The following is a 26,519-nucleotide window of genomic DNA, read 5'->3' as shown; positions in this document are numbered from 1 at the left end:
ATGGCAGACACCGGCCCCCAAACCGCCAACAATCCCATCCTGAAGATCGTCTGCGTGCTGATCGCGCTTTGGCTGGTCTTGCCGCTGTTCATCATCGTGCCGATCAGCTTCAGCGGCGAGGACAGCTTTTCCTTCCCGCCCAAGACCTGGACCTTGGCGCGTTATGCCAGCCTTACCGACCCGACCTGGACCTCGGCCCTGCTGAACAGCCTGACAATTGCCGCGCTGGTGGCCCTGCTGTCGGCCGTCCTTGGCACGCTGGCCGCCTTCGCCATCGCGCGGTCCAAGTCGGGGGTGATGGCCCTTGTCCGTGCGCTGATCCTCTCGCCGCAGGTCGTGCCCATCGTGGTTTTCGGCCTTGGCCTTTACCTCGTGTTCCTGCGCTGGAACATGGTCGGCACGCTCTGGGGCTTTGTCATCGCCCATACCGTCCTGGCCGTGCCCTTCGTCGTGATCCCGGTCAGCGCAGCCTTGCAGACCTTCGACCGCTCGCTGGAACGGGCCTCGGCCAGCCTTGGGGCGGGGCCCCTGGCGACTTTTCGGCAGGTCACCCTGCCGATCATCCGGCCTGCCGTCCTGAGCGGTGCTTTCCTCGCGTTCCTGTCGTCCTTCGATGAGGTCGTGCTGGCGCTCTTCCTGAAATTACCCTCGTACTACACGCTGCCCGTCCAGCTTTACCGCCGCATGACCGACACGATCGACCCGACCGTGGCCGCTGTTGCGACGCTGGAGCTTTGCCTCGTCATCGCCGGGGTCGTCATCGCCCTGATCCTGCAGTCACGCGGCCCGACAACCGGTCGGGCCTGAATTCGCCGTCAAAGGACACGTCCATGCTCCCCCCCCGCCCAACCCTTCTGCCCCGCGCCAGCGATGCCGAGTTTGCCGCCCGGCGCGAGAAGGCACTGGAGGAAGCCTTACGTGAGGGGCTGGATGGGCTGATCGTCTGGGGCCGCGGTTCCACTAACTCCGATGGCAGCCAGGACCTTCTGTATCTCACCAACCACATGTCGGCGGTCAGCCATATTCCTGACAGCCACGCCCACCGGGCGCGTGGGCATGCCGGACTGATCCTTGCTCCCGGCAAGGACCCGGTTCTAGTGACCGACAGCTACGATATTGACCGGACGCAGGTGCCGGTCGGCGACATCCGCCTGTCCACCTTCGTCGACCGTGACGTGGCGCGGGTAGCCGTGGAACTGGGCTTGAAGGGCAAGCGCATCGGCCTTGCCGGGCAGACCGGCCTTCTGCACGGCGCGGCCGTCATGATGGCATCGGAGCTGGGCGAGGGCACCCGGATCGAGCCTGCCGACCACATCCTCACCCACCTCCGCCTGATCAAAAGCCCGCATGAGGTGGCGCTGTTGCGCGACGCCTCTCGCATCGGCTGCGACTGGATGAATGTCTCCCTTGCTGCGACCGTACCCGGCCGGACCGAGGGCGAGATCGTGGGCGAAGGCTTGCGCTGGCTCGCGGCCTCGGGCGGCTTTGCCTATGACATTGCCGTCGCCAGTGGCCCCGTCGGCCACCGCTATCGCCACCGTCAGGCCCTGCCGACATGGGACAGCCAGCGCCGGGTCGAGGCGGGTGACATGATCCATTTCGACCTCTGGGGGCCCGTGGCGCAGGGCTATTACTGCGACCTTACCCGGTCGACCGTTGTGGGCCGCGCGCCCAATGCCTCGCAGGCGCGGGTGCTGGAGGACTCCATCAACCTCGTCGAAAGCATCATCGCCGAGATTGAACCCGGCCGTCCCCTGTCGGACCTGCACGCCGCCGGAACCCGTGCCATGGCCCGGCGCGGCGGCGGCGACTCCGGCTTTTCGGCCATGATCCCCTTCTTCGGCCATTCCCTCGGCCTCGATTGTGAAGCACCCTTCATCACCTCCTATTCCACCGAGATCATTCGCCCCGGCATGGTCCTCGCCGTTGAATGCTTCCTCGGTGGCCAGCCGGGCGAAGGTGGTGGCTTCGAACATATCATCCACGTGGGCGAGACAGGGGTCGAGATTCTGACCACCGGCGCCCCCGCCCGCCCCTGGGCCTGACCCCCAATAAAGACCTGCAAGGACCGAACATGCCCCGCTTTGCCGCCAACCTTTCCATGCTTTTCACTGACGCATCTCTGGCCGACCGGATCGACCGCGCCGCCAAGGCCGGTTTTGCCGCCGTCGAAGTGCAATTCCCCTACGAACTTCCCGCCGCAACCCTGCGTTCGCGGTTAGATGCCAACGGCATCCCGATGGTACTTCACAACCTGCCCGCAGGCGACTGGGCGGCGGGCGATCGCGGCGTCGCCTGCGACCCAGCGCGCCAGGCCGAGTTCCGCGACGGCATCGCCCGGGCTATCGACTACGCTCAGGCCCTGGGCGTGCAGCAGATCAACTGCCTAACCGGCAAGCCGGGGGCGGGCGTGTCCGACGCCAAAACCCGCGCGACCCTGGTGGAAAATCTGCGCCACGCCGCCGAACGGCTGGCCAAGGCAAATCTGCGCTTGCTGTTGGAGCCGGTGAACAGCCGCGATGTGCCGGGCTTCTGGCTGAACAACGTGGACAAGGCCCTGTCCGTCATGGACGAGGTCGCCGCCCCCAATCTGTTCCTGCAATTCGACATCTACCACGCGCAGCGCTCGGGCGGCGAAATCGCCGGAACCCTCACGCGCCATTTCGACCGCATCAGGCATATCCAGGTGGCCGACAACCCGGGCCGTAACGAGCCGGGAACGGGGGAATTGAACTTCGGCTTCCTCTTCGGGCTGATCGACCGGCTGGGCTACCAGGGCTGGATCGGCGCCGAATATAAACCCGCGACCACCACCGAGGCCGGGCTGTCCTGGCTTGCGACCTACGGAGACAAGGCATGAAGATCGGGTTCATCGGACTGGGCATCATGGGCGCGCCGATGGCGGGCCACCTGATCGCGGGCGGCCATCAGGCCTTTGTCCAGACCCGCAGCAAGGTGCCCGCCGCGCTGATCGAGGCTGGGGCCACAGCCTGCGCCACCGCGGCCGAGGTTGCGGCCACGGCCGAGGTAATCTTCCTTATGGTGCCGGACACTCCAGACGTGGAGAAAGTCCTCTTCGGCATGGGCGGTGTCGCATCGGGCCTGACCAAGGGCAAGACGGTGGTGGATATGTCCTCCATCTCGCCCATCGCCACCAAGGATTTTGCTACGCGGATCGAGGCCTTGGGCTGCGACTATCTCGACGCCCCCGTCTCGGGCGGCGAGGTAGGGGCCAAGGCGGCCTCGCTGACCATTATGGTCGGGGCCAAACCTGCGGCCTTCGCCCGTATCCAGCCCCTCTTTGCCCTGATGGGCAAGAACATCACCCATGTGGGCGACGTGGGCGCAGGCCAGATCACCAAGGTCGCCAACCAGATGATCGTGGCCTTGAACATCGCCGCCGTGGCCGAGGCACTGGTCTTCGCCAGCAAGGCAGGCGCTGATCCGGCCCGTGTACGCCAGGCGCTGATGGGTGGCTTTGCTGCCAGCCGCATCCTTGAGGTCCATGGCGAGCGCATGCTCAAGCGGACCTTCAACCCCGGTTTCCGCATCGCGCTGCATCAGAAGGACCTTGGCCTTGCCCTGCAAGGCGCCCGTGCACTTGGCATTGCCATGCCGCAAACGGCAGGGGCAGCACAACTCATGCAGGTCATGCAGGCGCAGGGATGGGACCAGCTGGACCACTCGGCCCTGGTCAAGGCGCTGGAGCTGATGGGAGGCCATGAAGTCAATTCAGAAAGCCCCATCAGCTGACGCCCGAAGCCGCCCTTCGCACGACGCACTTCGAGCGTCTGCTCTCCGCCCATAGCGTCGATAGATATTACATAACAAACCTTACGCGACATCTTGTGTACGCAAAGTTGAAGTGTCGCACACGCTCCTCCGGCCACGGCGGACCTCGGTCACCCGCTGAAGGACTTCCGTGTCTCGCCTTCGGTCAACCAGTCCAGCCCACCGAAGGCAACGAGTGCGACAAAGACGCAGTTCTTGTTGAGATCGGCGCGGAACACGACGGTCAGACGATGGCCGCGTCCACCATGGCGGACCAGCCATCCGTCCAGCGGTGGCGCCAAGCGAACGCCGGACATCGGGTTGGCAGAGATGTCGGCAATCAGGTCATCGACCTCATCAAGGCGCCTGCCGGCGGCGTCGAAGTCCCCGCCGGTGACGTCGACGATATGATCCACCAACGCAGCAAGGTCTTGGTCGACCAAGGGATGTCGAACGATGCGCATCAGGCAGCGGTGCCACCGGCGGCCTTTGCAAGTCGGGCAAGATGTGCGCGAGCGCCTGACGTGATTGACTCGCCCGTTCGCACGGGTTCCCAGGCATCAGGGGGAAGCGCGAGGCGCCGTTGAACTTCGGCTTCGAAGAGAAGACGCTCCCTCTCCCGCGCTGCGCGCGCTCGGGCCATTTCGCCAGAGACTGCAGCGCTGATGTTCGGATACTCGCCGCTCTCTACGAGCTCGCGGGCGAAGTTGAAGGCTGCATCTGTGAAGCTGACACTCTGCTTGTGTACGCCCATCATCTTTTCCCTCGGTAGTCCATTGGAGTACCATAGCCTTTCCGCTGAATGTTTTCAACGATCGGTAGCGGGCAAGGGTCTGGAGGCTATGGATGAGCGATAGACGCTGAATCTTTACCTCATGAGGGACGACTGGCGACCACCTTGGCCGGACGAGTTGTGCCGCGCCGACGGCCACTACACTTCTTAGCCGATCCTAGCGCCGCGCGTTGCCCTTTCGTTTCGCTTCTGGTCCAGTCGTGCGGCACGAATTCGAGCTGAGGCGGCACCAAGATGAAGACCCCACATGGCGACTTCGACCGTTGGCCGGACCAGGCCAGCTCAAACGCCCGCCGCAGCGTTTTCGCGCAGGACCTTGTCGTCGAAGGCGATGCCTCTTCCAGTGGACCGATCGAGGTCCAAGGCAATGTCGTTGGCTCACTGCGGGCGCCGGAGATCACCGTGGCTGTTTCAGGTCGTGTTGAAGGTTCCGTTGTCGCCCACGACCTCGTCGTGCTTGGGGTGGTTTCCGGCACGATCTCGGCGCGAAACGTTCAGCTCGCGCCGAGTGCGGTCGTGCAGGCCGACGTCACCCATGAGCGGATCGCCATCGAGGCCGGTGCCGAGCTGGAGGGCAGGCTTCAGCGTAAGGCCTGACAGATCTCACACCGCAAGGTCTGGCGGCAGCATTTGGCCAGCAGGCAGATAGCCCCGCCGCATCTTCTGTCGAAGGGTTTGAGATGCCGCCCTCTCCGCTTCTTCCACGGTGGCGCAAGTCTCGAGTCTTGTCCGTCCGTGCGTTCCGATCCGGCCCCAGGTCCGCAAGACGGAGACGTCTCCGAACAGCGTCGCCGCAACATCGATGCAGTAGAACCGCGCCATGTTGGCCCCCGGGTCGATGCGGTGCAGATGTGCCAGAGCCATAGCGGTCCTCCTCGGCACAGACTCCGCCTTGTTACTCTCCAAGTCCAATTGCATTTCTGAATCGATCCGGGCGCTCCGATTCAGAAAGCTGATGGATCATGGCGACGGATCGCCCGGTGTTTCCTCGACAACCTCGACCCAGAGGACGCCACGCAGGGTTTCTTCCGGGACCAGCCACACGGTCCTGAAACGGCCATTCACGGTGCGATGCCGTTCTGCAACGAGTTCCCGGTCTCCGCGGTCGATCCGCCACAGGCGACGATCGATGGTCGGGCTTTTGGACCTGCTTCTAGCGACCTCTTCCATACCGGCCTCCTGTCATCCGCTGACGGCTAGCGGTCATGGACATGAACTCCATCAGAACATATCTACCGACATCAGAAGTGGTGCTTTGCTGTCGCCACGCAAACCACGAAAGGCTTTCCTGTCGATGCATGTTCTGTCCCCCGTTCTGGCTGTTTCCGCGTTTGCGGCGATGTCTGTTCCCGTCCACGCGCTTGACGACTGGACGGTCGGTGTCGAGCGTGGCCTGCCGACCTACGCGCTCACCAGCGAGGCGGGTGAGGTGCGGCTTGTCTGCGACCCGGATCGCGTCTTCGGGCCAACGCCCAACGGCGCGCTCGTGGTCCGCTTCGACAAAGACGCCGGGCCAGACATGGTTGTCGTTCTCGCAAAGTCGGGCGAACAGGCACGCCTGCCGGTCAAGAAAGGCATCTCTGCCCAAGCGACAGCTGACGCCGCGGAATGGGCGAAGATGGTTGCGACTTTCCGCACAGGCGGCGAATTCGCCTTGGTCACGAGCGTCGACAGCCTGACCTTCCAGACAGCGCCACTGCCCGATCTTGCCTGCGAGTAACCGCAGGCAGTTCATCGATTTCTGTTGCATGGGTGAGGTCTATCTGGCGCGTCGCGCCTCGATGAGCTGCGACGCGATCGCGGCAAGGAGGGCACCAACGATCGTCGCCCGGGGCTCGATCAGCCAAGGGTCACCGAGTGCCGCATGCATAGCCCGGATAGCTGAACTTTGGGCGTAGACGGTCATCGGTTCGCCGACCGCCATGTCTGTGGCTACCATGGTGAAGATGCGCTTCGCCTCGTCGACATACGGTGTGAGATCATCTTCCGCCAAGAGCCGCCGCAGTTCGGCGCGGGCTTCCTTGGCAAAGGCGCGCAGCATGTAGGCTGGGGTCACGTCGCCCGCGCCCGGGATCTGCTCAAGCTGCTTCTCGGTTGCCAGCGGCAGCCGAAAGAGGACCACCAGCTTCTCTTTCCGGGGCCTCGCCAACCCACTGGCAGCACATTCGGGCGGCGAAGCGGGGGACTGCGGCTGACCACTCTCCCCTTCCCTCTTCCCGGCAAACTCCGGGTCGGCCAAGTGCTCCGTCTTCATGTCGGGAAGCTGGGTCTTGACGCCCTCGACATTTCCTCCCTGCTCCGGCGCACGCCGTTCGGCAAGAATGCGCGACTGCACCTCGCGCGATGACCGCAACCGTGCGGCGGAGTTCTGCAGGCCCGGTTCTTCCGCCGCCGGGGAGGGTGCGACACGTGCAGGAAGGCGGAAACGGCTCATGCAGGGATCACCTCGTCGATCCCGGTGAGAACGAGTTCTGCGACTTCGAGCTGGCGTGTGATGGCATCCGCCACCAGCCGACCGCCGGGGGCCTTGGCGTTGGCGCGGGCTGCCGGCCCAAGGGGGCCGTGGTAGCCCAGCTGTTCTAGGATACGCGAATGCGGGACGATAACGTCGAGATGGTCAAGACGCAGGATTTCCTGCAGCACGTCCTGGTCTCGCTTCGGCAGTTGCGCCATTCCCCCATCCCGGGTTGCGGCATCAATGATCTTCGGCCCGGCATCCATGACGAGGACCCGGACCGCCGGGAACCTTTCGCCTTCGGCAATGGAGGCGCGGAGGTCGTCCATCCAGAGGACGGCGCGATGGGTCATCTCCCATTCTGCATAAACGGGGCGTGCAGGGATCAGCACCAAATCGGAGATCAGGCAGAAGTCCTCGGTGTCGGTATGGGTGCCCGGCCGGGTGTCGATCACGACGAGATCGACACCACGCGCTTCCTCGGCCTCGAGGAGCGACAAAAGCCCTTCAACACTTTCCGGTGGCGAGAGGATCGCCAGGCTCTCCGGCCAGTCGGGCTTTTGCACACCCTCCCAGGCGGCCAGTTCGAAACTGTCGCGCCAGCGGCCGAGTTGGGCATTCACGTCGCCATCGATCAGGGTGACGCGGCGTCCGAGGTTCAGTGCTGCAGACGCGAGAAGCATGGCGGTCGTGGTCTTGCCCGAGCCGCCCTTGGTCTGCACGATGGTAATGACTCGCATGAAATGACGCCTCCACAAACGGTACTCGATACCCCTTGCACCGACGCCCGGCGCTCTTTCATGACGCGGCGGAAGGCGATGCACCGCTGGCAAGCCAAGATCAAGCGAAGCCGTTGTAAAGGCGTCACTAATCCGACCGGCGTCCGGTGCGTCGTTTAGGCATAAGGTTGTAGAAACGTCAAATGGGATGTGCCGTAAGTTGTAACACACCGCCGAAGCCTTCATGTTTCTTGAGGATTCCCGCAGCCGTAATGCTGCGGCGCGGCGTCCGAGCACTCCGTCGGCCTGCCCGCAATCGTGGCCGTCTGCCTTCCGGCCCGAATGACGGTTTGCATGTCTGCATGCCTGCTTAGGTGACAGGCCGCATACCTGCGTTGGAACCTGTCCGCGCGGCTGATCCGAAGGCAGGGCGACATCAGGCCTCCGTCGAGGGAAGATTCCGAACTTGACCCACCCACCGGCTGCATGCCGGACAATTTGATTGCATGCCTGTCCGCCAGTTCGCCCAGTGACGGCTTGACGCTGCGCCGATCCAGCCAGTGGCTTCATGCCCAGAGCCGTCCATGGTCTGCCATGGTCCGCCGTGGACAGGCTTTGAAACATCCGGAGACCCCTTCCCCGGCCCCTTTTTCCTTCGCGGGCAAACCTTCCTTCAGACTGTCATGCCCTTCCTTGCAATCCCTCGTGGAGTGACCGCACACTTCTTCAAAGCCCAACGTTTCAAGGCGCTCGACCACTTTGGTCTCGCTTCAAACGGAGGCCTTTCGGCCCGGGCGCAGGGATGCAGTCGGCGGACCAGCCGCCGACCCCTGACGCCATATTGAGTCCTCACCGGCTGTCCGGTTTCCGCAGGCGGGCTCCTCTTCGGAGGAGCGGAAATCGGCCGGTGAGGACGGTTGGCAGGAACGGTGGTGTGTGGTACATGATGCGCAATGACTGCAAAACACATGTAATGATGCAATGCCTCGCTCACGCCTGACCTCTGCCGAGACTACCGCCATCACGGCGCGGCTCCTCGCTGGCGAGAGCGTCGCGGCCGTGGCGAGGTCTATGGGCCGTTCCCGCCAGGCGCTGTCACGGATCAAGGGCAGCCTTGATCGGAAAGAGGTGCTGCGGCTTTCGGTGAAGCTCAACATCCGCATCACGGAAGACGAGCATGCAGCCTTTCAGGCGGTTGCCGAGGCAAGCGGTCTAACAGTCTCCGAGGCAGTCCGGCATCTGGTCAGACAGGCAAGCGATCGTCTGGCCATCCAGGCAGACGAACTGGATGCCATCGCTGCAGCCAGGCGGGAGTTGTCCGCCGTCGGCAACAACCTCAACCAGATTGCCCGTCTGGGGGCGGTCGGTCGTCTGACCTGGAACGCCCGCGATGCCGCCCTGGTGCGCAAGGTCGGAGCGCGGGTCGATGACCTTGTGGAAGAGGTTGTCCACCTCCTCTCGGCGCTGAGGGCCAAGCAGGGACTTGGTGATCAAGCCTCTGCATTTTCTCATGCCGCTGACGCGTCTAACGAGGCGCCGAAATGACCCGGTCGCCTTCCGTTGAGGATCTGGTTCTCGGTCATGTTCTCGACGACCGTCGTCGTGGGCGAGGCGGTGGCGAGGGTGCCGCGTCCCGTCTCGGCACGCGCAAGGAACGTCAGACCCGGGCGCTTCTGCGAAACGCTGGAGGACCACGCGGCTGGCAGTCGGTCGTCAAACGCATCGCAGGTGGCAGTGCCCGAACGCCGCAGGAGTTGAAGCGCCTGCTCGACTATGTGGCCCGGGAAGACGGGGTGCAGAGCACCTGGTGCAATCTGGCGGGTTATGAGCGTGACTTCGATCCATCGCGAACGGGCCGGACGGCGGATATCTGGTCTTCAACCTGGACAGGTGCACCGCGCCGGGGACATGCCGATCACATCGTCCTTAGTTTCCCGCGCGGGGTGGACGCCGAGCGCGCCGAGGTCATCGCCCGGGAATGGGGTCAGGCTGTGTTCGGGTCCGGTGAATATGGGGATGTCTGGCGCTATGTCGCGGCGCTTCACAAGGACACTGACCATCTGCATGCGCATTTCGTGGTCGACAAGCATGGCATCGAAGAAGGCCGGTTCCTGTCGATCTGTCGGCATGCCGCACTGAACTTCGATGTGATGCGCGAGCTTCACGCCGAGATCAGTCAGTCGCATGGGCTGAACATCCTCGCCTCGTCGCGCCTTTCTCGCGGCATCATCGAGAACCCGCCGCGCCAATCCGAGCTGCGTGCATCGCGAGAGGGCGGGAAGGCCACGCCCCCTCCCCCGCCGCCGCTGTCCGACGGGGAGCGGAGCCGACGGCTCGCCGCGATGCAGGGCTTCGCCCGTGAGTACGAAGCCTTAGGCGATCTCGCCGGCCTTGCCGCCGCAACTGGCACTGAGGCTAACGCCTCTTCCTACCTTTCCCGGCTGGCCCGGGCGCTTGGCGCCTCTGCCGCCGCTCTCAGACAAGGAGTTCCCCTGATGCCCGACCACTCGCTTCATGCCGAAGGCGATCCCGCCGCGCGGGTTGAGGCTGCGCGCAGCGAGATGATCGCTTCGGCCACCGAAGCCTGGGAGGCAATCCGTGCCATGGAACCCTCGGCCGAACGGGTTGACCTCGAACGGAGTTTTGCCGAACAGGCGCGCGCCTCGCTGAAACTCGCGCCGGATAGCATCCTTCTAGCAGAGCATGCCCAGGTCGCAGACCGAAACACCGATCCCTACCACAACCCGACACTTGCCTCGCTTGCGCGACTGGAGCAGGGCCAGACCGAGGGTGTTTCTCTCGATGAAGGTCTTCGCGCGACCCTTGCACATGTTCGCGACGAGATCGGCGAACGGCTGACGGCGCTGTTCTCGATCCGGGAAGATGAGCTTCGAATAGCCGGCACGTCCGTCGAAGAAATGGTCGCCCGCTTCAGTTTGGCCGAGCGCAGTGAGGGCCAGCGGGCGAGCTGGATCACGGAGCAGCCGAACACGATGCAAAAGGTGTTCTGGATGGAAACGGAGCGCGCCCTCAGCCAGGAGGTTCGGGCAGAAGTCGCCGCTTTCAACTTTGCGCCGGAGTTGAACGAGGCCGTTGCGCGCGACCAGTTGCTCTCCGCCGATCGCCACATGAAGCTCTCCGAGGTGCCCGCGCTGGAAGCCATCGTCGACCGCCTGCACGACACCCTGAAACCCGAGGATCTCGACCGCGTTCGGTCCGGCGATCTCGCACCGCTCAACGAGCAGGTCCGAGATCCAGCGCTCAGGGCTGCCGTGGCGCATGGACTGAAAAATGAGGGCGATCTCGGTCAATCGGGAGAGGTCGGACCCTGGGCGGACCTGGCACGGGCGCAGCATCGCGCCACCGAGCTGGGGCAGCGCGACCGCGCCGTCGAACGCGACACCGGGCACGAACTCTGAGGACGGACCTATGCTCTCGAACCTCGACACCGCTTGGCGGTATCCGCTGGCGCTGCTCCTTGGCCTACTGACTGGTCTGTACATCGGCGGCATGCTGGCGACGATCTACGTGATCACCTCCTTCCGGGAGAGCCTCGATACGCTTAGCCCGATGGGCCCCTGGTTCGTGCGCTACGCCTGGGCCGACCTCGCCGCGCGGCCGTCGGTTCTGCAGGGCGCGCTGATCATCACCGGTACCGTGACTGTCGCGCTGACGCTGGTCGGACTTGCCGGAGTGCATCGCGGGCGGCTCAACCAATATGACGACGCGCATTTCCAGTCGCGCCGCGAGTTGAAGAGCAACCACATGGTCGGAACCCTCGATCAGAACGGCTTCATCTTCGGCAAGCTCGGCCTCCCGAAGTCCGACGCGCCCTTCGTGATGGCGCCGCCCGACCGTTTCCCGCATGCGATGATGGTTGCACCGACGGGCCGCGGGAAAGGCGTCGGCTTTGTCATCCCGAACCTCCTGCACTTCTCGGGATCGGCGATCATCCTCGACGTGAAGGGCGAGAACTTCGCCAAGACCTCCATCCACCGCAAGCTCGGGCTGAAGAACGGCATCTGGTACTTCTCGCCCTTCGACGAGGACCGAGGATCGCACCGCTTCAACCCGCTTGCCCGGATCGCCGCCCTGCCCTCCGCCGAGCGTCAGTATACCGCGCTGAACTCGATGGCCGACCTCTTCCTAATCCCGGAAGGCGAAAGTGCGCAGAGCTTCTTCAATGCCGGCAAGCGGCTCTTCATCGCCTCGTGCCTCTACGCCATCGAACAGCGCCGCCCGACCTTAGGCTTTGCTGGCGAGATCATGGCTGGGGGTGGCGACAAGAAGAAGAGCTATACGGCCATTGCCGAGACGACAAACATCCCGATCGTCTCCCGCACCTTCTTGGAGATGGCAGACGTCCCGGAGAAAACCCTTGGGGCCTATGTGTCTGTCATCCAGGGATCCGGGCTCGAGCTTTGGAACGACCCGGCGGTCGACCGGGTGACCTCGGCAAGCGACTTCGACTTCTCAACCTTCCGCCGCAATCCCCAAAGTCTCTACATCGTCGTCCAGCCCGAGCACCTGAAAACCCTAGCCCCCCTCGTCCGCCTTCTCTTCGCGGATGCCATCGCGTCCCTCCAACGCTGCGAGCCTGGGCCGGACGAATCCCATGCGGTCATGTTCCTGATGGACGAGTTCGACCAGCTCGGCCGCCAGCCTTTGGTGCTCTCTTCCATCAAGACCATCCGCAGTTTCGGCGGCCGGTTCTTCATCATCTCCCAGACCATCCCTGGTCTCGATGACATCTATGGCGAAACTGGACGGAGGTCCCTGCAGGGCGGGGCTGGTGTGCAGATCTACATGACCCCGCAGGACGACCGTACGGCCGAGGTGCTGTCGAACGCCTTGGGGCGGTCCACCATCACCGCCGTGACCGAAAGCCAGTCGCGGGTGCGTGCGCTCGAAGATAGCGCAAATGTTAGTCGGCGGTCCGAGGAGCGGCCGTTGATTTCGGCGAACGAGGTGCTGCGGTTTCCGCTGGAGGAGGTGCTGGTGCTGCCCGAGGGGCAGTATCCGATCCGCGCGCGGCACATCCGGTACTATGAGGATCGGTACTTCGGGCCGATTGACCTGGCGCGGAAAGGAAAGGAGTTGCCGCGTATCCGAGGAAACGGAGCGGATGGCGTGCAAGTCGCAGTAGGAAAGCTGTCGGGGTTGGCTGCGTCTGCTGAATGTGCAGATGCCGAGTTCTTCGAAGAGGCCGCACGAGGGTTTCAAGCCATTACAGAAAGCGCCAAGCTAAAACGGAAACTGCCTGCCCGGGTGTGATGGAAGCTTAACGGCCGAGTGCATCTGTTTCATCGATCAGTAGGTCTTGGCCCCATAGCCGTCAGTCGGCCACCTTGAGTGCTGTATGGACATGTATCTGAAAGTCGACGTAGCGCAGTAGTCCCGGCATCAGATTTTTGGCGGAGGCCGAGTTGCTTTGCTCCCTACTCAAGGAGAGATAGCTGGCTTACCAGATCGAATTTTGACAAGTCGCCCCACTCGAGTTGAGGCTTGGCGCCAGCTGCAGCATCAATCTGGTCCTTGAGTATTTCCACTTCCTTCGGAAGAACAACACCGCGGTTCTCCACAAAAGATATCGCGGCTTGGATGTTGTCGGACAGAAGCCTCGCAACAGTCCCATCAAGAACTGCCATCTCGCGAGCTCTAAAACAATAAGCTCGAAATGCTAGTAGAGGCTCCTTCAGCATCACCGCATGTTCGATGGCTGCAGCGTAAAGGTCTATACCTTCTTCGATCTCGCCGCTTCTAAACGCAATCAGCCCGCCGGTTGCAAGGCGAGTTACCATATCGACGCTATTGCATGGAAGTTCCTGGAGGCGCCGATACTCCTCGCGAGCGGCATCAAGGCGACCACCATAGCAAAGCAGTACAATGGAATTGTTTAGCAGGGTAAAGTCACGTGGATTTGAACGTAGTCCGGCGCGTACGAGCGCGAGGCCTCTTTCAACGGAGTGATTCAAAATCGAAGCAACAAACGAGCCGAAGATCGCAGGACGCGTGCTGAAGGGTTCAAGTGCAGCCCAACGCTCGGCCGCATCAAGGGCGCCTGTCCAATTCGACTCCGCAAATGCCCGATTGGCTATTGCTTCATCGGACAGTCCAAGATCTGGCAGGAAATCCTTGGGATTGAAGGCCCTTGAGCTTCTGCCGACCCATTCAATTTGCGCAATCGCATTTTCTGTTGGGTCGCTGATCCCAAGTTTCAGAATGCGCAGAGCTTGTTTTCGAGAGCCACCAGAGAGTTCCAATGTCCCAATTTCCGCCGCAAGCTCTGATCGATCACGACTTGAAAAATTGCTGTTGTCCAGAAGTGCTTTGGCCCTCCGCCAAGAGGTTACTGTTTTTCCTTGAGCAGCTTCGGTTGCCAGCCTTGCTGACATCAGCCACGGATCAATTTCAGTCCTCGTAGCCTGCTTTAGCGCAGCCTGAGCGATGTCAGGTTCATCAATATGGACGAAAAATCTAGTTGCCGACCGAAGTACATAGCGATCTTCAGGCGACATTTTTAGCGCTCGAAGCAATAGACTTCTGCTCTTTTTGTTTTGACCTAAGTTTGCATAGATGAGTGCAGTTTCGGCAAGTAGCCAGGAGTCTCTTGGGTTAAGGCTTAGTAGCGATTTCCGACGAGCAAGTTCTGCTCGAGCGTCTTCGACACTCTGTATGCTTGGCAGTTGTTCGCGCGGTGGTGCATCGCCGTGAATTACGGACTCGGCAAAACCAGCAAGGCAAGGCGAAAATCTTGCTGTCGAACTAATCCGGACGGCGGCAGTTAGAACTGCAGGATCGGATTTTCTGCCCGCAATAAGGGCAGAACTTAGCAATTCTTCTGCTTCCGCCGTTCCATTGCTTGTTTCCCATGCAGCCTTTGCCTTGGCAAAGTCGTGCTTAACTTGTTCCTGCACAAGGTCCCGCAGACGCAATTGGGATGGTCGAATACCGTTCGGTGTCAAGGGCGCAAGCTCACCGACCTTGCGCGCAGCCGAAATTGACCGCCAGCGCGGAATGGTGTGGCGGTCTCCAAGGTTCTCGTTCTCGATCATCGCCTTATGCTCTTCTCGCGGCTACCTCTGCTCGCTTCGCCAAAATGTCGAACAAAGACACATATCGTGCCAAACCGAACTGATTGCCAGCGGCCCTCTCTAATGGGTGACCACGAAGTGCGGGGTCTGGGTTGCAGAGCTCGCTTGCAGCCTTAACGAGCTCCTGGGACACGGATGGATCAAGGCTTGTGCCAAGATCATACAGGGTTTCCGTAAAGATCGTCTGAACATGAGGGAAGATTTGCCGGTACGTGCCAGCCCATCCTCCACGCAGCACGAAGGGAAGCATGTCCTGACTTGTGCGCGACATCAGCAGTTGAGTGCATCCAAAGCCCATGCCGAAGAAAAAGATCATGCTCCCTAGCAGGTATAGGTCAGCGCTAAGGCAGCGAGCCGTCCGATCTTCATTTACCTGCTGGTAAAGCAGCTCTGGTGGTGCATAGCCCCAATCACCTGCGAAGATGTAGGTATCATAAGGACCGGGGCTGCCTTCGTGTACAGACCGGCCGAGATCTGAGATTTTGAAGTCGGTTTCACCACCAAAGCAGAGTACGTTCGACGGTTTTAGGTCTTGATGAGCGATCCGCTTCCCATGCAGCTGATTCAAGCCAACTGTCGTATGGTGCAGGGCTCGGAGCCACCAGGCAGTACGAAATTCACCGTCCACTTTTTGAATTCGCCGCCTCACGTCTCCATCGGCGAGCTCAAAGATCAGGAACGGCGCCGAGTCTTGCAGGTTGGGGCCGACACGGACCTGTCCTGACTCGATGGCAACGACGATCCGATCCATCCGTTCGCCTTGGCAGATGCCAAGAATGCGGGTCTCAAAGCTATGTGCTTCGACGATGTGCTGAAGCTCCTTAACGACGTCTGGGGCTTCCATTGCGGACGTAAAGTCAATCGCTTTAAGAAATGCCCGCTTTCCATCTTTCTCCACAATGTACGTCACGGAGAAGTTGCCACCCGTACCATTATAGTGGTCAGCGGTCTTCCCGTTCACCCCGTCCCAACCTAGTGGCGCTACAACAGCCCAGCCGGTGCCTACAGTCTGTCCGAGGAGACGCCAAGCTCCCGCTCTGTCCGCTACCATGGGACCTCCACTACATATAGTAACCCTACGGGATCATGGCGCAGTCTATGCGGCGTAGATCAGTGCTGCAACGGCTTTTGCCTGTGAAACATAGTGGTTCACGGACTGTATTTCTTTGCTGCCTTAACAGAACTTGATTTGCACTAAGCCCGCCCGTCAATGGCCTCATCCGCGACTGAACGTTAGCTTCTTCGTCACACTTCGACTGCAATTCGGCTTTCCGCCTTTGGTGATGCTCACAGGCACAGTATCTCTGCCACCCCACGCCGTCCGTCCTGCCTCGAAAGCTGGACCACCAAGTCCACGCTCCCTTCGCAGTATCGCTTTACCTCCTCGAACCCCATGCCCAGCCCTGCGGCCATGACCATGATCGCCAACCGGTCGATGGCCTTCCGGGCTGTGTCGGCGTGGATGGTTGTGAACGACCCGCCATGCCCGGTGTTGATCGCTTCGAGGAAAGTCCGGCTTTCCTCGCCCCGCAGTTCGCCGAGGATGATCCGATCCGGCCGCATCCGGAGCGAGGCTTCGAGTAACCGCGCAGGCGTCCGTTCGCCTTGGGCACTGCGATCCGCTTTAAGGGCCACGGCGTTCTCCTGACGGGGGAAGAGCTCATAAGCATCCTCGATCGTCAGGATCCGCTCCCCCGGGTCCACTATCGACAACAACGACCGTGCGAAGGTCGTCTTACCGGTCGAGGTACCACCTGAGATCAGAATGTTCATGCGCTCCTCTACGCACAGTCGCATGGCCTCGACGACCTGCCCGGCCTCAGCAAGCTTCATCGCCTCCCCTGCCCTTTCCCGACGTTTGGCATCGAGATCAACGAGACCGCCGTGCAAGAGCCTCGGCTCGATCAGCTGATCAGCCGCGACCTTGAACGGTCGGAAGGTGATCGCCATCCCGCCTTCCACGATGGGCGGTGCCACGACCTGCGCCCGTATTGCCATGTCGCCCCAGACGATCTTTCCGGAGACGGTGGGCTTCTTGTCGGAGAATTGCACGCCGACGGCAGAAGCGATGGCCTGGCCGAGGTTGGTCGACAAGACCCCATCGATCGAGAGATGCGCGACCCGTTCCATGTGGGTCGCCCCTTTCCGCTCGATCCAGACCTTGCCGTCGGGATTGATCGCCACCTCAACCAGATCGTCCCTCATGAACAGGGGGGCGAGCGGTGTGAGGTAGGTTCCGAGGAAACTCGGCCGATCATCCATCACCAGATTTCCAGATCGCGGTCGACCATGACCGTGATCGCGGCCCCGGGAGCGACGGTGATGATCGGTGGCAGGCTTGTGTAAGCCTCGACAGATGAGCCCATGGCCGCGCTCAGGTCCTCGCCCATGCTCTCGGCAGTGTCTGAATTGACCTCGTCGGAGTATTTCGCGGCGGCGACGGCGGGGGCGGCTCCAAGCAGCGAGATGAGCGCAGCCGATCCGAACCGCGCGCCGAACCGGGTTTTGACCCTACCCGTAATGCCGGAGCGACCTTGGGCATCGCCACCGAAGGCCTCCATCTGCACGGACTGCCCGTCCGGTGTGACGAGCCGCGTCCAGGCCACAAGAATGCGGCCCTGGCCGATGGCCACGTCCGAGGAATAATCACCGAAGAGGCGCGATCCGGCGGGGATCAGGATTTGCGCCTGATCGAAGGACCAGACCGGCCGGGTCACGATCGCTGTGATCTGGCCAGGCAGGCTCGAGTCGACCGCATTCTCGAGGGTCGCTTCGATCATCGTACCCTGAAGGACCGTGTTCGAAGGATTGGCGATCACTTGGCTCACTTCGGTGGCGGTGGCTTCGCGCCCCGACTGCACGAAATCCCGCCCCGCAGCATCTCGACCCTCGGCAGGGGCCTCAGGCATCCCCATCCCGGCATCCCCTGCTCCACCCTTCTGCCCATCGTCAAAGACGACCGAAGGCGAGGCCACGCGGGCCGCTAGCTGCGCCTCGCGCTCGGCACGTTTGGCGGCCAGTTCGGCCTCCCGGGCGGCTTCTGCTGCCCCCGTGGTGTCCGCGCTTGCTTTCAGGACAGCGATCTCCTGATTGAACTGCCGCCGCATGTCCTCCATCAAAGCGAGGTTCTGCGACTGTGCTTCTTCGAGGGCTAGCGCCAGTTCCTTGGCGGTCTGATCCTTCTCGGCATCGGCCCTGTCGGCAAGATCACCCAGTTCGCGTTGTAGCCGTTCGACCTCGGACTGGAGTGTGGCGTTCCGCGCTTCGAGGTCTTCGCGCTGAGAAGCCAGTTCCCCTTCGATGTCGGAGAACCCATCCCCGGTGGGCTTCGCTTCCGGTCCTGGCTCAATCGCCCCGAAGGGCGAGCCTCCCGTCTGATCCTGGAATTCCTCTACGGCGGAGGTTTCCACATCCGGGATGGCGCGGCTGGAAGGCCAGACCGTCCAGAGCGCGGCAAGGCTGGCCCCTGCCAGCAGAGCACCCATGCCAAGTTTTTGCTGCCTGGTCATCGTCGGCTTTGGCCGATCGATCTGGTAGTCCGGCTCAGTACCCTTCTGCGGATTTGTCATTTCCGGATCAGCCATGTCAGAACTCCCAACCCTGAAGCTTGGCGAGCAGGGCCTGATCGCTGGTCACGCCGCCATCCACCCGCTCGATGCACAGAACTTGCGTGCCGATCCGGATCGAATAAGCGGTGCGCAGGCCCGAGACACGGACGATGCTGCCCCGCGTGCCTGAGTTCAGGGTCACCTCGCGGCCCGTCGCATCGACGCCGAAGATCGAAGGCCGGAGACCTGGTGCGAAGGCGAAGTAGGTCGCTTGCCCATCGTTCCAGATATGGACCGGTTTCAGGGTCTCGTCGCCCGACCAGGCATAGCCGATGTCGCGCGACCCTGCGGCCACGGCGCTGCGGGCCGAGCGGCTCGTGCCGGTCTCGGGGTATCGCAGGACCAGCCGGTAGGTCGGGTTGCGGGACCAGCCCTCGCTGATCGACAGCGAGATTGTGCGCCGCCCCGTGTAGATCGTCATGTTGGTTTCAGCCCCGGCGATCAGGGGTTTCACGGAAACCGTGGTCCGGTTCGAGAGCACCTCGACCTCGAAGGCTTCGCTGTCGCCAAGAAGGACCGAGTCGATCCGCTCGCCCGCGCCTAGTTCGATGGCGGTGTTCACACGCAAATGCGTGTCGAGCCGGATGACATCGACGGGGTTGTAGAGGACCGACCGGACACGCGCGTCAGCACCCATCGACGCGGGGGCGACTTCGGCGGTGGCAACAGTTGCGAAGCCGAGGGCGCAGGCGAAGGCAATACCCAGGAGGAGGAGAAAACGGGTCATGGATTGGTCTCCAAGGTTTCGGCGTCGACGCGGTAAGCCGAGACGGTGAAGCCGAGCGGGTTTTCCCAGACGTGGGCAAGGGAGCGTTCGGTCTTTGGCTCGAAGGCGAACTCGACCGTCGCGACGAAGGGCTGGGTCACCGGCTCCTGCTTCGTCTTGCGAAGGGTTTTCAGGAAGCGGATCTGGGCGACGTTCGGCGAAAGGAACGTGATCCGTCGAACGGTCACCGTGACTTCCGCACCGGGCCCATAGACATCGGGCGGATAGGCAGAATTGCCGCCGCCCTTCGACCAGAGAAGCCTCAGGCTTTCTTCGGCACCCCCTGTCGAGCGGCGCTGGACGCTTTCAAGCCGGGCCTGAATGCCCGCAAGGAAATAGCCCTCGCGATCAGAGACATAGGCCACGAGGAGGCTTTGTTTCAGTGCCTCCTGATCCTCGATCCCGGTCGGGGCGACCTGCAGGATGTTTTCGGCGTCACCGGTCTGGCGATCGACGAGGACGGTGAAGACTTGGGTTTCCCGCAAGGGCAGGACGAAGACCAGTGCGGTTGCAAGGATCAGGCTCAGCCCGCCTGCGGCACTCGCGACGATCCAGGCGCGCCGGGCCGAGAGGCGGGGCTCCAGAACGAGATCGACATCAAATCCATGCGCCTCCATGGGCGGTCCTCCACTTCTCGAATTCTGGGGCATCAGCTCTTGTCCGGTGTCCGGCTGGCGAGCCGCATTGCGGTCTGCACTGCGGACCGCCCGATCTGACCGGCGGTATTGCCGTTCAGGCGCGCGTCCGATGGACGGCGGCCACCGGCATCTAAGCCAGCCGCGCCCCGGCCTGCTCCGATTCCCGAAGCGATGCCGGTGCGTCCGTAACCCTTGACGCTGTCGGCGGTGCGGAAGGTCGAGGCTGCGACGCTGCCGAGACCTGTCGCGGTCGACGCGAGGGATTGCGCGATCGTCGGCACCATGGCCATGAGGCCGGTGCCGAGCATCATTACGACCACGAAGCTCAGGACATCGCCAATGGTCTCGACCGAGGCCAGGGAGGCCGGGGTGAGGTCCTCCGCGATGTAGATCGTGAAGGCCGCCATTCCGGACGTCAGCATGGGATAAAGAGCGAAGCCGAGGGCAAGGTTCACCCATCGGTCAAAGAGCGGGGCGGTGACCTTGAAGAGTGTGCAGGCAATCGCGACGGGTGCGAAGATGACGAGGACCCCGATCATGATTTTCGCGGCCGAGATCACGATGATCGACACGGTCGCCATGAGGGCTGCCACCAGGAACATCAGGAGGCCCGCAAGGGCACCGGTGATGTAGCTGCCGTTCTGGCTGATCGCCTGACCCACATCCAGCGCTTGCAGGTAAAGCGCATCCAGACCCTCATAAAGATTGCCTGATCCGTCTCCAAACGCGTTCATCACCACCGCGCCAATTTCGCTCGGGGCATTGGTCAGAACGCCGTAAACAGAATTGAAGTTGGTCCAGGACGATAAGAAGGCCGACGCGACTGCGATCCGCACCATCAGACCGAGCCCGTTGCGCAGTGTCATTGGCACGGCTTGTGCCATCAGGTTGATCCCGATCAGAGCCACCACTAGGACCGATCCGACCCGGAAGACCGGCACGATCTCGGCGGCCACGGCATCAAATGCAGTGGCACCAACCGCTGTTGCAGCGGCATCAACCTGGGTCAGAATGTCGGCGATGATGGCCATGGATCACTTGGCCCGGCAGCTTTGCTCGAGTTCTCGAAACCGCGCCTCGGTCGCACGCCGATCTTCATTGCGGATACCTTCCAGCGCCGGACGGTCTGCATCGGTCAGTTCCGCCGTCGACTTGCCCAACGCGGTCTTTATGAAGGCGTCGAAGGTGAAGCCCTCGAAGAGGCAAGCGCAGGAGCCTTTTTCAAGCCGCCGCGACATCGCCACGCGGAAATAGGCTTGGCGAGCCACTGCGCGGAACTTCCAATCGGTGATCCCATCGGGCAGATCGATCACCTCTTCGCAGGCAGGCCTGTCTGCGGCGGCAAAGATCCCGGTCCCGCGCCGCTGCATTTCGGTCAGGAGATCCAGCGCGGCCTCCGCATCTTGCGCGCCTACCGCTTCCCGGGTCTCTTCGATTAGCTGAACGTCGCTGAAAGTGGCGATGTCTTGCGCCGTAGCGAAGCTGGCAAAGCAGACCAGGACAGCAACCACCGCGACGTGGTGAGAAGCCCGCCGCATCATTCGGCCCCCGAATAGTCGAAGAAGCTCTTTTCCTTGGCCTGCTCTGCGGCCCAGTTCACACCCGTCTGCCCGGCAGCGAGTCCCGCAGCCGCATTCAGCCGCCACATCTGGCCGAGCATGTAGTTGGTCTCGGCGGCCATCCGGGTGTTGAGGTCGATGCTTTCCTTCAGGCCCTCCTGATTGGCGATTTCAGCCACCAAACCGTCGATCCGCGCGAGGCTTTGGGCGGCTTCCTCGTAGGAAAGCTGCGCCACGCCCATGGCCGTGGCACTCGTCGCTGCGGTCGTCGCGATGAGCTTGTCCTGCGGGTTCTCCGATGACGACAGCCCGGCGAGGGTTTCCGAGGTCAGCCCGGCCCCTTCCAGCGTGTCGCGCATATATTCGGCGGCCATCTTGTCGCCCATGGTCACGTCGCCATCGAGCAAGCTGTCCAGAAGCCCATCGAAATCCCCGATGGTCAGCGCATCCTGGAAACCGGAGAGATCGGTGATCTTGGCCGCCCGTGAGCGCAGGTCCCCCACCGAATTGTAAAGGCTCGCGATCTCGTTCAGGCCCGAGATCGACCCGAGGATGCCTTCGAGGTTGGTCAACTGCTCGAGACCGGTCTCGACCTGCTTCTTCAGCTCTTCGATCTGCGCGATCTGGTTTTCTGCATCGCGAAGTGTTGCTTGAAGCTGCTCGATGTTCTTGGCGAGGTTGGTGCCGTCGATGACGGGCACGCCTTGTGCCAGAAGAGGTGATGCCAGAAGCGATGCACAGACGGCGAGCGCGAGACGCGCCCTTGTTCGAAGGACGGCAGGTCTCACGGAGTGTACTCCCAGAAGGTGGTGTATTGCAGGGATTGTGCGGCGTCCGAGAGCCCACGGGCCGCCTCGACCTTGACGGCGCCCGCGCGCAGCCGCAGCGTCAGGGCCATGAGGCGGGCGCGCTCGGCGAGCATGTAGGTGTTCTGGTCGACCGCCTGTTTCGGGGTCTGGGGCTTGGCCTCTTCCAGGAACCCCTTGATCCGGGCCATCGCCGCCTCGATCTGCCCCGACTGCTGGCCGGAATAGCCGATGAAGGCCGAGGACATGTTGCCCCATTCGGCACTTGCACCCTCCACCCCCGCCAAAGTGCCGGTTACGTCCGCGCCAGTGATCACCGAGAGGTAGGCGTCGTAGTAGCCCGAGATCCTGCGGACGTAGTTCTGGGTTTCCTCGAAGGGTGGGATGCCACCGTATTTCTGGACGTTGCCGGGCCCTGCGTTATAGGCCGCGAGGGCGAAGTCGATCCGGCCGAAGCTGTTGAGTTGGGTCGCAAGATAGCGTGCGCCACCGTCGAGGTTCTGCAGCGGGTCGGTCGGATCGACGCCGAGATCGGCGGCAGTGCCCGGCATCAACTGGCAAAAGCCCATGGCCCCGACCGGGCTGATCGCCGCGTTTGAGAACCCGCTTTCCTGCTTCACCAGCGACTGGAAAAGAATGCGCCAGGTCGTGGGCGTGAGCCCGACTTTCACGACACCGGGATGCGTCTCATAGCGCGCCGCCGTGGCGATGATCATCGCCTCGACCGTCTCGCCTTCCCCGAAGAGCCGCTGGCTTTCCGGGCTGGTCTCCTCAAGAGGATAGACTTCATCGGCAGGTGGAAAGGAGCCCGTCCCCATCTCGAAGCCGCTGAGGTCGGTCAGGCCGGTCGTATCCGCGAGGAAACGCTCATAGGCCGCCAGCTGGTCGTCTTCGATCTCGCTGAGCTCGGAGCGTGTGCTGAGTTTCTCACCCTGCTTCACGGCGTCTTCAGCCTGTTCGGCAAGTCGCGAGATGAAGTTCGAGAGCCGCGAGCCGTCGATGATTGGCACGCCTTGAGCCATGAGGCCCACGGGCAGCGCAGTGCCCAGGAGAAGCCCGAGAAGGAGGGGTGCGCGACGCATGCGGTGGCTCAGTCCGCGCAAGGCGCGTCAGGGGCGTTCATCGTGGAGACGATGACCGTCGTGCCGTCGCTTTGCTCCCGCGCCGCGAAGTATTTGCCCTCGGCCTGGAACTGGCCGTGACAGGGAGAGACGGCGCCTGTCTCGACGCCAGCGCAGGCGGAAAGGAGGGCGAACCCGAGAAGGGAAAGGGGGATCAGGCGGTTGCGTCGGGTCACGTCATGTCCTTCCAGAAATCAGGGGCGTCGCGCCAGCCGTAGGGGGCGCGGTCTTCGCCGGATCGGCCACCGCCGAGCACGGCGAGCGCAGGTCCAAGGGCGGCGAGGTCCATGTTCACGAAGACCGAGTCCCCGGCCGAGCGCAGCAGGGCAAGGCGCAGGCCACCGGTGGGCGTGCAAAGGAACTCGGCCTCTTTCTCGTTCAGCCGCAGGATCCGGTAATCCTCGGGGTTGGCGCGCGGGTTCGGATAGAGAAGCTGGGTCACCACGCTCTCGGCGATGATCTGACCGACCTTGACCCGCGTCAGATGCGTCGGTGTCTGGGTCAGCATCATCACGACGGCGTTTTTCTTCCGCATCGTGACCAGCCAGTCGTGCAGGCGCTTCTCGAAAATCGGATCGTCCAGCATCTTCCAGGCCTCATCGATGACGATGAGGGTCGGACGGCGATCCTCGATCACCCGCTCGATTCGGCGGAAGAGATAGGCCAGTAGCGCCGAGCGTTCGGTCCCGAGATCAAGGATCTCGGACATGTCGATGCCGACCACATCTTCGGAAAGGCTGATCTGGGATGTGGCGCCGGGCCCAAAGAGCCAGCCATGCCGCCCCCCCTGCCCCCATTCCCGGACCCGGCCCACCAGATCGCCCTCGTCGTCGGTCGTGGCGACGAGAGTTGCAAGGCCATCGAAGGTCCGGAGCCGCGGATCGGCCGAAACGATCTGACGGACAGCAGCGTTGAGGCTGACGGTTTGCGCTGTCTCGAAGAGCCGCGAACCTGCGAGGATGTCACCCAGCCAATCGGTGAGCCAGGCCGCTCCGCGCTCATCGACCTCGGTCTGGAACGGATTGAGGCCTGTCGCCTCACCGATCCGGATCGCGGAATAGCTGCCACCAAGAGCGCGCACGGCCATCTCGAGGCCACGGTCCTTGTCGATGACGAGGATGCGGGCATGCACCCGCCGCGCCTGTGCCATAAGAAAGGCCGTGCCGAGGGTCTTGCCCGACCCCGTTCGGCCCAGCACAAGCGTGTGTCCGGCGCTCGGCTCAGCACCGCGCTCGCCCTTGTCGTGGAAATTGAAGCGGTAGAGGCTCGAGGTCACCGTCGGCAGCGCCGTGATTGTCTCGCCCCAGGGCGACTGCATCTTGGAGCGACCTTCCGTCACCCGGTGGAGCGCCGCCAGATGGGCGAAGTTCTGGGCTGACAGAAGTGCCGTGCGCGGGCGGTAGGCCCAGTTGCCCGGGGCCTGAGCGAACCAGGCCGCGCGGGCGGCGAAGCTCTCGCGCACCAGAGTCGCCCCGCAATCCTGTCCGGCCCGCCAGACTTCGGACGCGGCTTCCTCCAGCTGTTCCGGGGTCTCGGCCGTGACCATGACGGTCAGGTGGTGCTTGCCGAAGACCTGACGGCCCGAGGCGACATTATCTGCGGCCTCGTAAAGTTCCTGACGCAGAGTTTCGGCGGCATCCTCGGAGGCGCGCATCTGGCGCGCCGTGCGCTTGATGCGCTCTTCGATCTCGTTGTTGCGGGCGGGAGTGAAGCTGTTGGTGATGACGATGTCGTAGGGCAGTTCCAACGCGTCGAGCATCCGGGCCCAGGTTCGGGCGGGGTAGGATTTCACGCCGAAGATCGTCCCGAAGCGCTGCCCGGCACCGGTATCGATTTCCACCCGCTTGCCAGCAAACGTCATCTGCGACGATGCTATAGCCTCACTCAGAAACTGGCCGCGCATCGGTAGGACCTTGGCCATCGGCTGTCCGAGGAGGACGCCCAGGAGACCGAGCCATTCCCAGGAGGAAACGGTCAGCCGCCGGAAGCCCAGACCCTGGCAAGCTCCGGCCAAAAGCCCCATCGCTTCATTCAGGCGTTCGATCCGCTGACCGAGATCGCCTGTGAAGGCCGCCTTGAAAAGTGCACCTATAAGGGGGGCACGTTTCAGCGCCGTGGGGCGCAGGATGAGGGACACCACCAGCACCCGCCGCTTCAGCGTGCGTGCGCGAAGATGCCCTTGCCAGCGGGTATCGACCATGGCCGCGAATTCGGCCCCAGTGCCCTCACCATCGAAGGGCTTTAGCTGGGGTGCGTCCGGCAGGGTCAGCTTGGAGACATGGAACCCGAAGCCTTCGCCCAACTGGCCGATCAGCCGCGCAAGCGAAGTGGTCGCGAGCGAGAGGTCCCCCTCTTCCGTCGTGAAACTGTCCTGTCCCTCGACCACCGCCGAGGCGATCAGATCACCCTGACGGGTCAGGATCAGGTTGTCCGCAGGCGCGGAGAGCCAGGGCAAGTGTCGGGCAAGTGTCTCGGCTGCGAGATCCTCAGGCCGCAATACAGATCGAAGCGCCGGGGTGGCCGGGAAGAGGGACTTCAGGTCAGCTGACATGGCGATCTCCGCCAAAGGGCGACTTGCCGCGCGTGCGCGGTGTCCGGGAAAAGACCACAGCGACCGTCTCGAAGAGGTTCGGGTTGCGGTCTGCCACGAACCACAGAACCGGATAACCGATGACGCCGATCAGCAGAAACCGCCAATCGTTGGCGCCCACAAAAGGAATGACCGAGCCCAGCATCAGGCTCACGAAGTAGCCGATGGGCAGGCCGAAGATCTTCGGCGGCCTGGTAAGGCCGAGAAACAGGGGCGCGTCATGCATGGGGAACATCCGGGGGATCGGCCATGCCGGGTGTGCGAGGCCACCCGGCATGTCGCCTATCCCGCCTCAGGGGGCCGCAAAGCCGTCGATGATGGTCGCGGCCGAGAAGACGAGGACCACGCCGAAGAAGATCGCAAGGAAGAGGGGCCAGTTCAGGCGGCCGGTGAACATCATGTAGCCCGCAGCCACGACGGCGAGGATGGCGATCAGCCGCCCGATTGGTCCGGTCAGCCCGTCAACCACGACCTGGAGCATGTTTTCCAGCGGGTCGAGATTCTGCGCGAGAGCGGGCTCCGCGAGGATTGCCGCGAAAGGCAGCGCCAGCAAAAGGGTATGCAAAGCCAGGCGCGGCAATCGCGCGCCAAAAAAGGTC

At 62.7% G+C, this 26,519-nt stretch carries 28 protein-coding genes; 9 read left to right on the top strand and 19 right to left on the bottom strand.

What is annotated here, in order from left to right; genetic code table 11:
- From AC2D9V_RS16645 to AC2D9V_RS16630, 4 genes are read left to right on the top strand one after another with little or no spacing between them, the layout of a single operon-like run.
- On the top strand, positions 1-807 hold the full coding sequence (locus tag AC2D9V_RS16645) for an ABC transporter permease (RefSeq protein WP_484715223.1): 807 nt from the start codon (positions 1-3) through the stop codon (positions 805-807).
- Positions 808-830: 23 nt separating this feature from the next.
- Complete coding sequence (locus AC2D9V_RS16640) at positions 831-2,045, top strand: M24 family metallopeptidase (protein ID WP_484715222.1); 1,215 nt, start codon at positions 831-833, stop codon at positions 2,043-2,045.
- Between the two features lie 29 nt (positions 2,046-2,074).
- A complete protein-coding gene (hyi, locus tag AC2D9V_RS16635) occupies positions 2,075-2,860 on the top strand; it encodes a hydroxypyruvate isomerase (RefSeq protein ID WP_484715221.1) in 786 nt (261 codons plus the stop codon).
- A complete protein-coding gene (locus AC2D9V_RS16630; protein WP_484715220.1) occupies positions 2,857-3,753 on the top strand; it encodes a 2-hydroxy-3-oxopropionate reductase in 897 nt (298 codons plus the stop codon). The genes hyi and AC2D9V_RS16630 overlap by 4 nt, the downstream gene beginning before the upstream one ends.
- A 149-nt stretch (positions 3,754-3,902) precedes the next feature.
- Here AC2D9V_RS16630 and AC2D9V_RS16625 read toward each other — a convergent pair whose 3' ends face one another.
- Positions 3,903-4,235, bottom strand: coding sequence for a type II toxin-antitoxin system RelE/ParE family toxin (locus AC2D9V_RS16625; RefSeq protein ID WP_484715219.1), 333 nt, complete (start codon positions 4,233-4,235; stop codon positions 3,903-3,905).
- Between the two features lie 563 nt (positions 4,236-4,798).
- Between AC2D9V_RS16625 and AC2D9V_RS16620 the strand changes: the two genes are divergently transcribed.
- Entirely contained in the window at positions 4,799-5,161 is a 363-nt protein-coding gene (locus tag AC2D9V_RS16620) for a bactofilin family protein (RefSeq protein ID WP_484715218.1), read from the top strand.
- Between the two features lie 6 nt (positions 5,162-5,167).
- On the opposite strand, the gene AC2D9V_RS16615 is transcribed toward AC2D9V_RS16620, so the two are convergent.
- Together AC2D9V_RS16615 and AC2D9V_RS16610 are read right to left on the bottom strand one after the other, a co-directional pair.
- Positions 5,168-5,428 (bottom strand): WGR domain-containing protein, encoded by a 261-nt coding sequence (locus AC2D9V_RS16615; RefSeq protein WP_484715217.1) that lies wholly within the window; start codon positions 5,426-5,428, stop codon positions 5,168-5,170.
- 96 nt (positions 5,429-5,524) lie between these two features.
- Positions 5,525-5,734 carry a hypothetical protein gene (locus AC2D9V_RS16610; protein WP_305539925.1) on the bottom strand — a complete coding sequence of 70 codons (210 nt, stop codon included), beginning with the start codon at positions 5,732-5,734 and terminating at the stop codon, positions 5,525-5,527.
- A gap of 169 nt (positions 5,735-5,903) precedes the next feature.
- Here AC2D9V_RS16610 and AC2D9V_RS16605 point away from each other — a divergent pair, with 169 nt between their 5' ends.
- Positions 5,904-6,284 carry a hypothetical protein gene (locus AC2D9V_RS16605; protein ID WP_484715216.1) on the top strand — a complete coding sequence of 127 codons (381 nt, stop codon included), beginning with the start codon at positions 5,904-5,906 and terminating at the stop codon, positions 6,282-6,284.
- A 39-nt stretch (positions 6,285-6,323) separates the two neighbouring features.
- Here the strand turns inward: AC2D9V_RS16605 and AC2D9V_RS16600 are convergent, their stop codons facing one another.
- Positions 6,324-6,998, bottom strand: a complete 675-nt coding sequence (locus AC2D9V_RS16600; RefSeq protein WP_484715215.1) for a hypothetical protein — start codon at positions 6,996-6,998, stop codon at positions 6,324-6,326.
- A complete protein-coding gene (locus AC2D9V_RS16595; RefSeq protein ID WP_484715214.1) occupies positions 6,995-7,759 on the bottom strand; it encodes a ParA family protein in 765 nt (254 codons plus the stop codon). Before AC2D9V_RS16595 ends, AC2D9V_RS16600 begins: the two co-directional genes overlap by 4 nt.
- A gap of 960 nt (positions 7,760-8,719) precedes the next feature.
- Between AC2D9V_RS16595 and AC2D9V_RS16590 the strand changes: the two genes are divergently transcribed.
- The 3 genes from AC2D9V_RS16590 to AC2D9V_RS16580 are packed head-to-tail and all read left to right on the top strand — an operon-like array spanning position 8,720 to position 13,012.
- Positions 8,720-9,283, top strand: a complete 564-nt coding sequence (locus tag AC2D9V_RS16590; protein ID WP_484715213.1) for a plasmid mobilization protein — start codon at positions 8,720-8,722, stop codon at positions 9,281-9,283.
- A complete protein-coding gene (locus AC2D9V_RS16585) occupies positions 9,280-11,157 on the top strand; it encodes a relaxase/mobilization nuclease domain-containing protein (protein ID WP_484715212.1) in 1,878 nt (625 codons plus the stop codon). The genes AC2D9V_RS16590 and AC2D9V_RS16585 overlap by 4 nt, the downstream gene beginning before the upstream one ends.
- A gap of 10 nt (positions 11,158-11,167) precedes the next feature.
- Positions 11,168-13,012: a type IV secretory system conjugative DNA transfer family protein gene (locus tag AC2D9V_RS16580; RefSeq protein WP_484715211.1), complete on the top strand. Its 1,845-nt coding sequence runs from the start codon at positions 11,168-11,170 to the stop codon at positions 13,010-13,012.
- A gap of 164 nt (positions 13,013-13,176) precedes the next feature.
- Here AC2D9V_RS16580 and AC2D9V_RS16575 read toward each other — a convergent pair whose 3' ends face one another.
- The 14 genes from AC2D9V_RS16575 to AC2D9V_RS16510 all read right to left on the bottom strand — a co-directional run bounded on the left by AC2D9V_RS16575 (position 13,177) and on the right by AC2D9V_RS16510 (position 26,485).
- Positions 13,177-14,793, bottom strand: coding sequence for a tetratricopeptide repeat protein (locus AC2D9V_RS16575; protein ID WP_484715210.1), 1,617 nt, complete (start codon positions 14,791-14,793; stop codon positions 13,177-13,179).
- Between the two features lie 4 nt (positions 14,794-14,797).
- On the bottom strand, positions 14,798-15,742 hold the full coding sequence (locus AC2D9V_RS16570; RefSeq protein ID WP_484715209.1) for a protein kinase domain-containing protein: 945 nt from the start codon (positions 15,740-15,742) through the stop codon (positions 14,798-14,800).
- A gap of 377 nt (positions 15,743-16,119) precedes the next feature.
- Positions 16,120-17,094 (bottom strand): ATPase, T2SS/T4P/T4SS family, encoded by a 975-nt coding sequence (locus tag AC2D9V_RS16565; RefSeq protein WP_484715208.1) that lies wholly within the window; start codon positions 17,092-17,094, stop codon positions 16,120-16,122.
- On the bottom strand, positions 17,094-18,416 hold the full coding sequence (locus AC2D9V_RS16560; RefSeq protein WP_484715207.1) for a TrbI/VirB10 family protein: 1,323 nt from the start codon (positions 18,414-18,416) through the stop codon (positions 17,094-17,096). The genes AC2D9V_RS16565 and AC2D9V_RS16560 overlap by 1 nt, the downstream gene beginning before the upstream one ends.
- Before the next feature lies 1 nt (position 18,417).
- Positions 18,418-19,167: a TrbG/VirB9 family P-type conjugative transfer protein gene (locus AC2D9V_RS16555; RefSeq protein ID WP_484715206.1), complete on the bottom strand. Its 750-nt coding sequence runs from the start codon at positions 19,165-19,167 to the stop codon at positions 18,418-18,420.
- Complete coding sequence (locus tag AC2D9V_RS16550; protein ID WP_484715205.1) at positions 19,164-19,823, bottom strand: VirB8 family type IV secretion system protein; 660 nt, start codon at positions 19,821-19,823, stop codon at positions 19,164-19,166. The genes AC2D9V_RS16555 and AC2D9V_RS16550 overlap by 4 nt, the downstream gene beginning before the upstream one ends.
- Positions 19,824-19,855: 32 nt before the next feature.
- On the bottom strand, positions 19,856-20,875 hold the full coding sequence (locus AC2D9V_RS16545) for a TrbL/VirB6 family protein (protein ID WP_281470185.1): 1,020 nt from the start codon (positions 20,873-20,875) through the stop codon (positions 19,856-19,858).
- A gap of 3 nt (positions 20,876-20,878) precedes the next feature.
- Positions 20,879-21,382, bottom strand: a complete 504-nt coding sequence (locus AC2D9V_RS16540) for a hypothetical protein (protein WP_484715204.1) — start codon at positions 21,380-21,382, stop codon at positions 20,879-20,881.
- On the bottom strand, positions 21,382-22,191 hold the full coding sequence (locus AC2D9V_RS16535) for a type IV secretion system protein (RefSeq protein WP_281470189.1): 810 nt from the start codon (positions 22,189-22,191) through the stop codon (positions 21,382-21,384). The genes AC2D9V_RS16540 and AC2D9V_RS16535 overlap by 1 nt, the downstream gene beginning before the upstream one ends.
- Positions 22,188-23,291 carry a lytic transglycosylase domain-containing protein gene (locus tag AC2D9V_RS16530; protein ID WP_484715203.1) on the bottom strand — a complete coding sequence of 368 codons (1,104 nt, stop codon included), beginning with the start codon at positions 23,289-23,291 and terminating at the stop codon, positions 22,188-22,190. The genes AC2D9V_RS16535 and AC2D9V_RS16530 overlap by 4 nt, the downstream gene beginning before the upstream one ends.
- Before the next feature lie 8 nt (positions 23,292-23,299).
- The gene (locus AC2D9V_RS16525) at positions 23,300-23,506 is read right to left on the bottom strand and encodes a hypothetical protein (RefSeq protein WP_484715202.1); all 207 of its coding nucleotides are present in this window, start codon (positions 23,504-23,506) and stop codon (positions 23,300-23,302) included.
- Positions 23,503-25,881 carry a VirB4 family type IV secretion/conjugal transfer ATPase gene (locus tag AC2D9V_RS16520; protein WP_484715201.1) on the bottom strand — a complete coding sequence of 793 codons (2,379 nt, stop codon included), beginning with the start codon at positions 25,879-25,881 and terminating at the stop codon, positions 23,503-23,505. Before AC2D9V_RS16520 ends, AC2D9V_RS16525 begins: the two co-directional genes overlap by 4 nt.
- Entirely contained in the window at positions 25,871-26,146 is a 276-nt protein-coding gene (locus tag AC2D9V_RS16515) for a VirB3 family type IV secretion system protein (protein WP_484715200.1), read from the bottom strand. The genes AC2D9V_RS16520 and AC2D9V_RS16515 overlap by 11 nt, the downstream gene beginning before the upstream one ends.
- A 66-nt stretch (positions 26,147-26,212) precedes the next feature.
- Positions 26,213-26,485, bottom strand: coding sequence for a TrbC/VirB2 family protein (locus AC2D9V_RS16510; protein ID WP_249306404.1), 273 nt, complete (start codon positions 26,483-26,485; stop codon positions 26,213-26,215).
- Between the last annotated feature and the right edge of the window lie 34 nt (positions 26,486-26,519).

The sequence above is a fragment of the Tabrizicola sp. T46 genome, from assembly GCF_057219895.1.
This window is presented reverse-complemented; position numbering and strand designations above follow the sequence as displayed.

Bases quoted from the DNA above. Each gene is read 5' to 3' on its own strand.
- AC2D9V_RS16645 (WP_484715223.1), top strand. From the start codon at position 1: ATGGCAGACACCGGCCCCCAAACCGCCAACAATCCCATCCTGAAGATC.
- AC2D9V_RS16640 (WP_484715222.1), top strand. From the start codon at position 831: ATGCTCCCCCCCCGCCCAACCCTTCTGCCCCGCGCCAGCGATGCCGAG.
- hyi (WP_484715221.1), top strand. From the start codon at position 2,075: ATGCCCCGCTTTGCCGCCAACCTTTCCATGCTTTTCACTGACGCATCT.
- AC2D9V_RS16630 (WP_484715220.1), top strand. From the start codon at position 2,857: ATGAAGATCGGGTTCATCGGACTGGGCATCATGGGCGCGCCGATGGCG.
- AC2D9V_RS16625 (WP_484715219.1), bottom strand. From the start codon at position 4,235: ATGCGCATCGTTCGACATCCCTTGGTCGACCAAGACCTTGCTGCGTTG.
- AC2D9V_RS16620 (WP_484715218.1), top strand. From the start codon at position 4,799: ATGAAGACCCCACATGGCGACTTCGACCGTTGGCCGGACCAGGCCAGC.
- AC2D9V_RS16615 (WP_484715217.1), bottom strand. From the start codon at position 5,428: ATGGCTCTGGCACATCTGCACCGCATCGACCCGGGGGCCAACATGGCG.
- AC2D9V_RS16610 (WP_305539925.1), bottom strand. From the start codon at position 5,734: ATGGAAGAGGTCGCTAGAAGCAGGTCCAAAAGCCCGACCATCGATCGT.
- AC2D9V_RS16605 (WP_484715216.1), top strand. From the start codon at position 5,904: ATGTCTGTTCCCGTCCACGCGCTTGACGACTGGACGGTCGGTGTCGAG.
- AC2D9V_RS16600 (WP_484715215.1), bottom strand. From the start codon at position 6,998: ATGAGCCGTTTCCGCCTTCCTGCACGTGTCGCACCCTCCCCGGCGGCG.
- AC2D9V_RS16595 (WP_484715214.1), bottom strand. From the start codon at position 7,759: ATGCGAGTCATTACCATCGTGCAGACCAAGGGCGGCTCGGGCAAGACC.
- AC2D9V_RS16590 (WP_484715213.1), top strand. From the start codon at position 8,720: ATGCCTCGCTCACGCCTGACCTCTGCCGAGACTACCGCCATCACGGCG.
- AC2D9V_RS16585 (WP_484715212.1), top strand. From the start codon at position 9,280: ATGACCCGGTCGCCTTCCGTTGAGGATCTGGTTCTCGGTCATGTTCTC.
- AC2D9V_RS16580 (WP_484715211.1), top strand. From the start codon at position 11,168: ATGCTCTCGAACCTCGACACCGCTTGGCGGTATCCGCTGGCGCTGCTC.
- AC2D9V_RS16575 (WP_484715210.1), bottom strand. From the start codon at position 14,793: ATGATCGAGAACGAGAACCTTGGAGACCGCCACACCATTCCGCGCTGG.
- AC2D9V_RS16565 (WP_484715208.1), bottom strand. From the start codon at position 17,094: ATGGATGATCGGCCGAGTTTCCTCGGAACCTACCTCACACCGCTCGCC.
- AC2D9V_RS16560 (WP_484715207.1), bottom strand. From the start codon at position 18,416: ATGGCTGATCCGGAAATGACAAATCCGCAGAAGGGTACTGAGCCGGAC.
- AC2D9V_RS16555 (WP_484715206.1), bottom strand. From the start codon at position 19,167: ATGACCCGTTTTCTCCTCCTCCTGGGTATTGCCTTCGCCTGCGCCCTC.
- AC2D9V_RS16550 (WP_484715205.1), bottom strand. From the start codon at position 19,823: ATGGAGGCGCATGGATTTGATGTCGATCTCGTTCTGGAGCCCCGCCTC.
- AC2D9V_RS16545 (WP_281470185.1), bottom strand. From the start codon at position 20,875: ATGGCCATCATCGCCGACATTCTGACCCAGGTTGATGCCGCTGCAACA.
- AC2D9V_RS16540 (WP_484715204.1), bottom strand. From the start codon at position 21,382: ATGCGGCGGGCTTCTCACCACGTCGCGGTGGTTGCTGTCCTGGTCTGC.
- AC2D9V_RS16530 (WP_484715203.1), bottom strand. From the start codon at position 23,291: ATGCGTCGCGCACCCCTCCTTCTCGGGCTTCTCCTGGGCACTGCGCTG.
- AC2D9V_RS16520 (WP_484715201.1), bottom strand. From the start codon at position 25,881: ATGTCAGCTGACCTGAAGTCCCTCTTCCCGGCCACCCCGGCGCTTCGA.
- AC2D9V_RS16515 (WP_484715200.1), bottom strand. From the start codon at position 26,146: ATGCATGACGCGCCCCTGTTTCTCGGCCTTACCAGGCCGCCGAAGATC.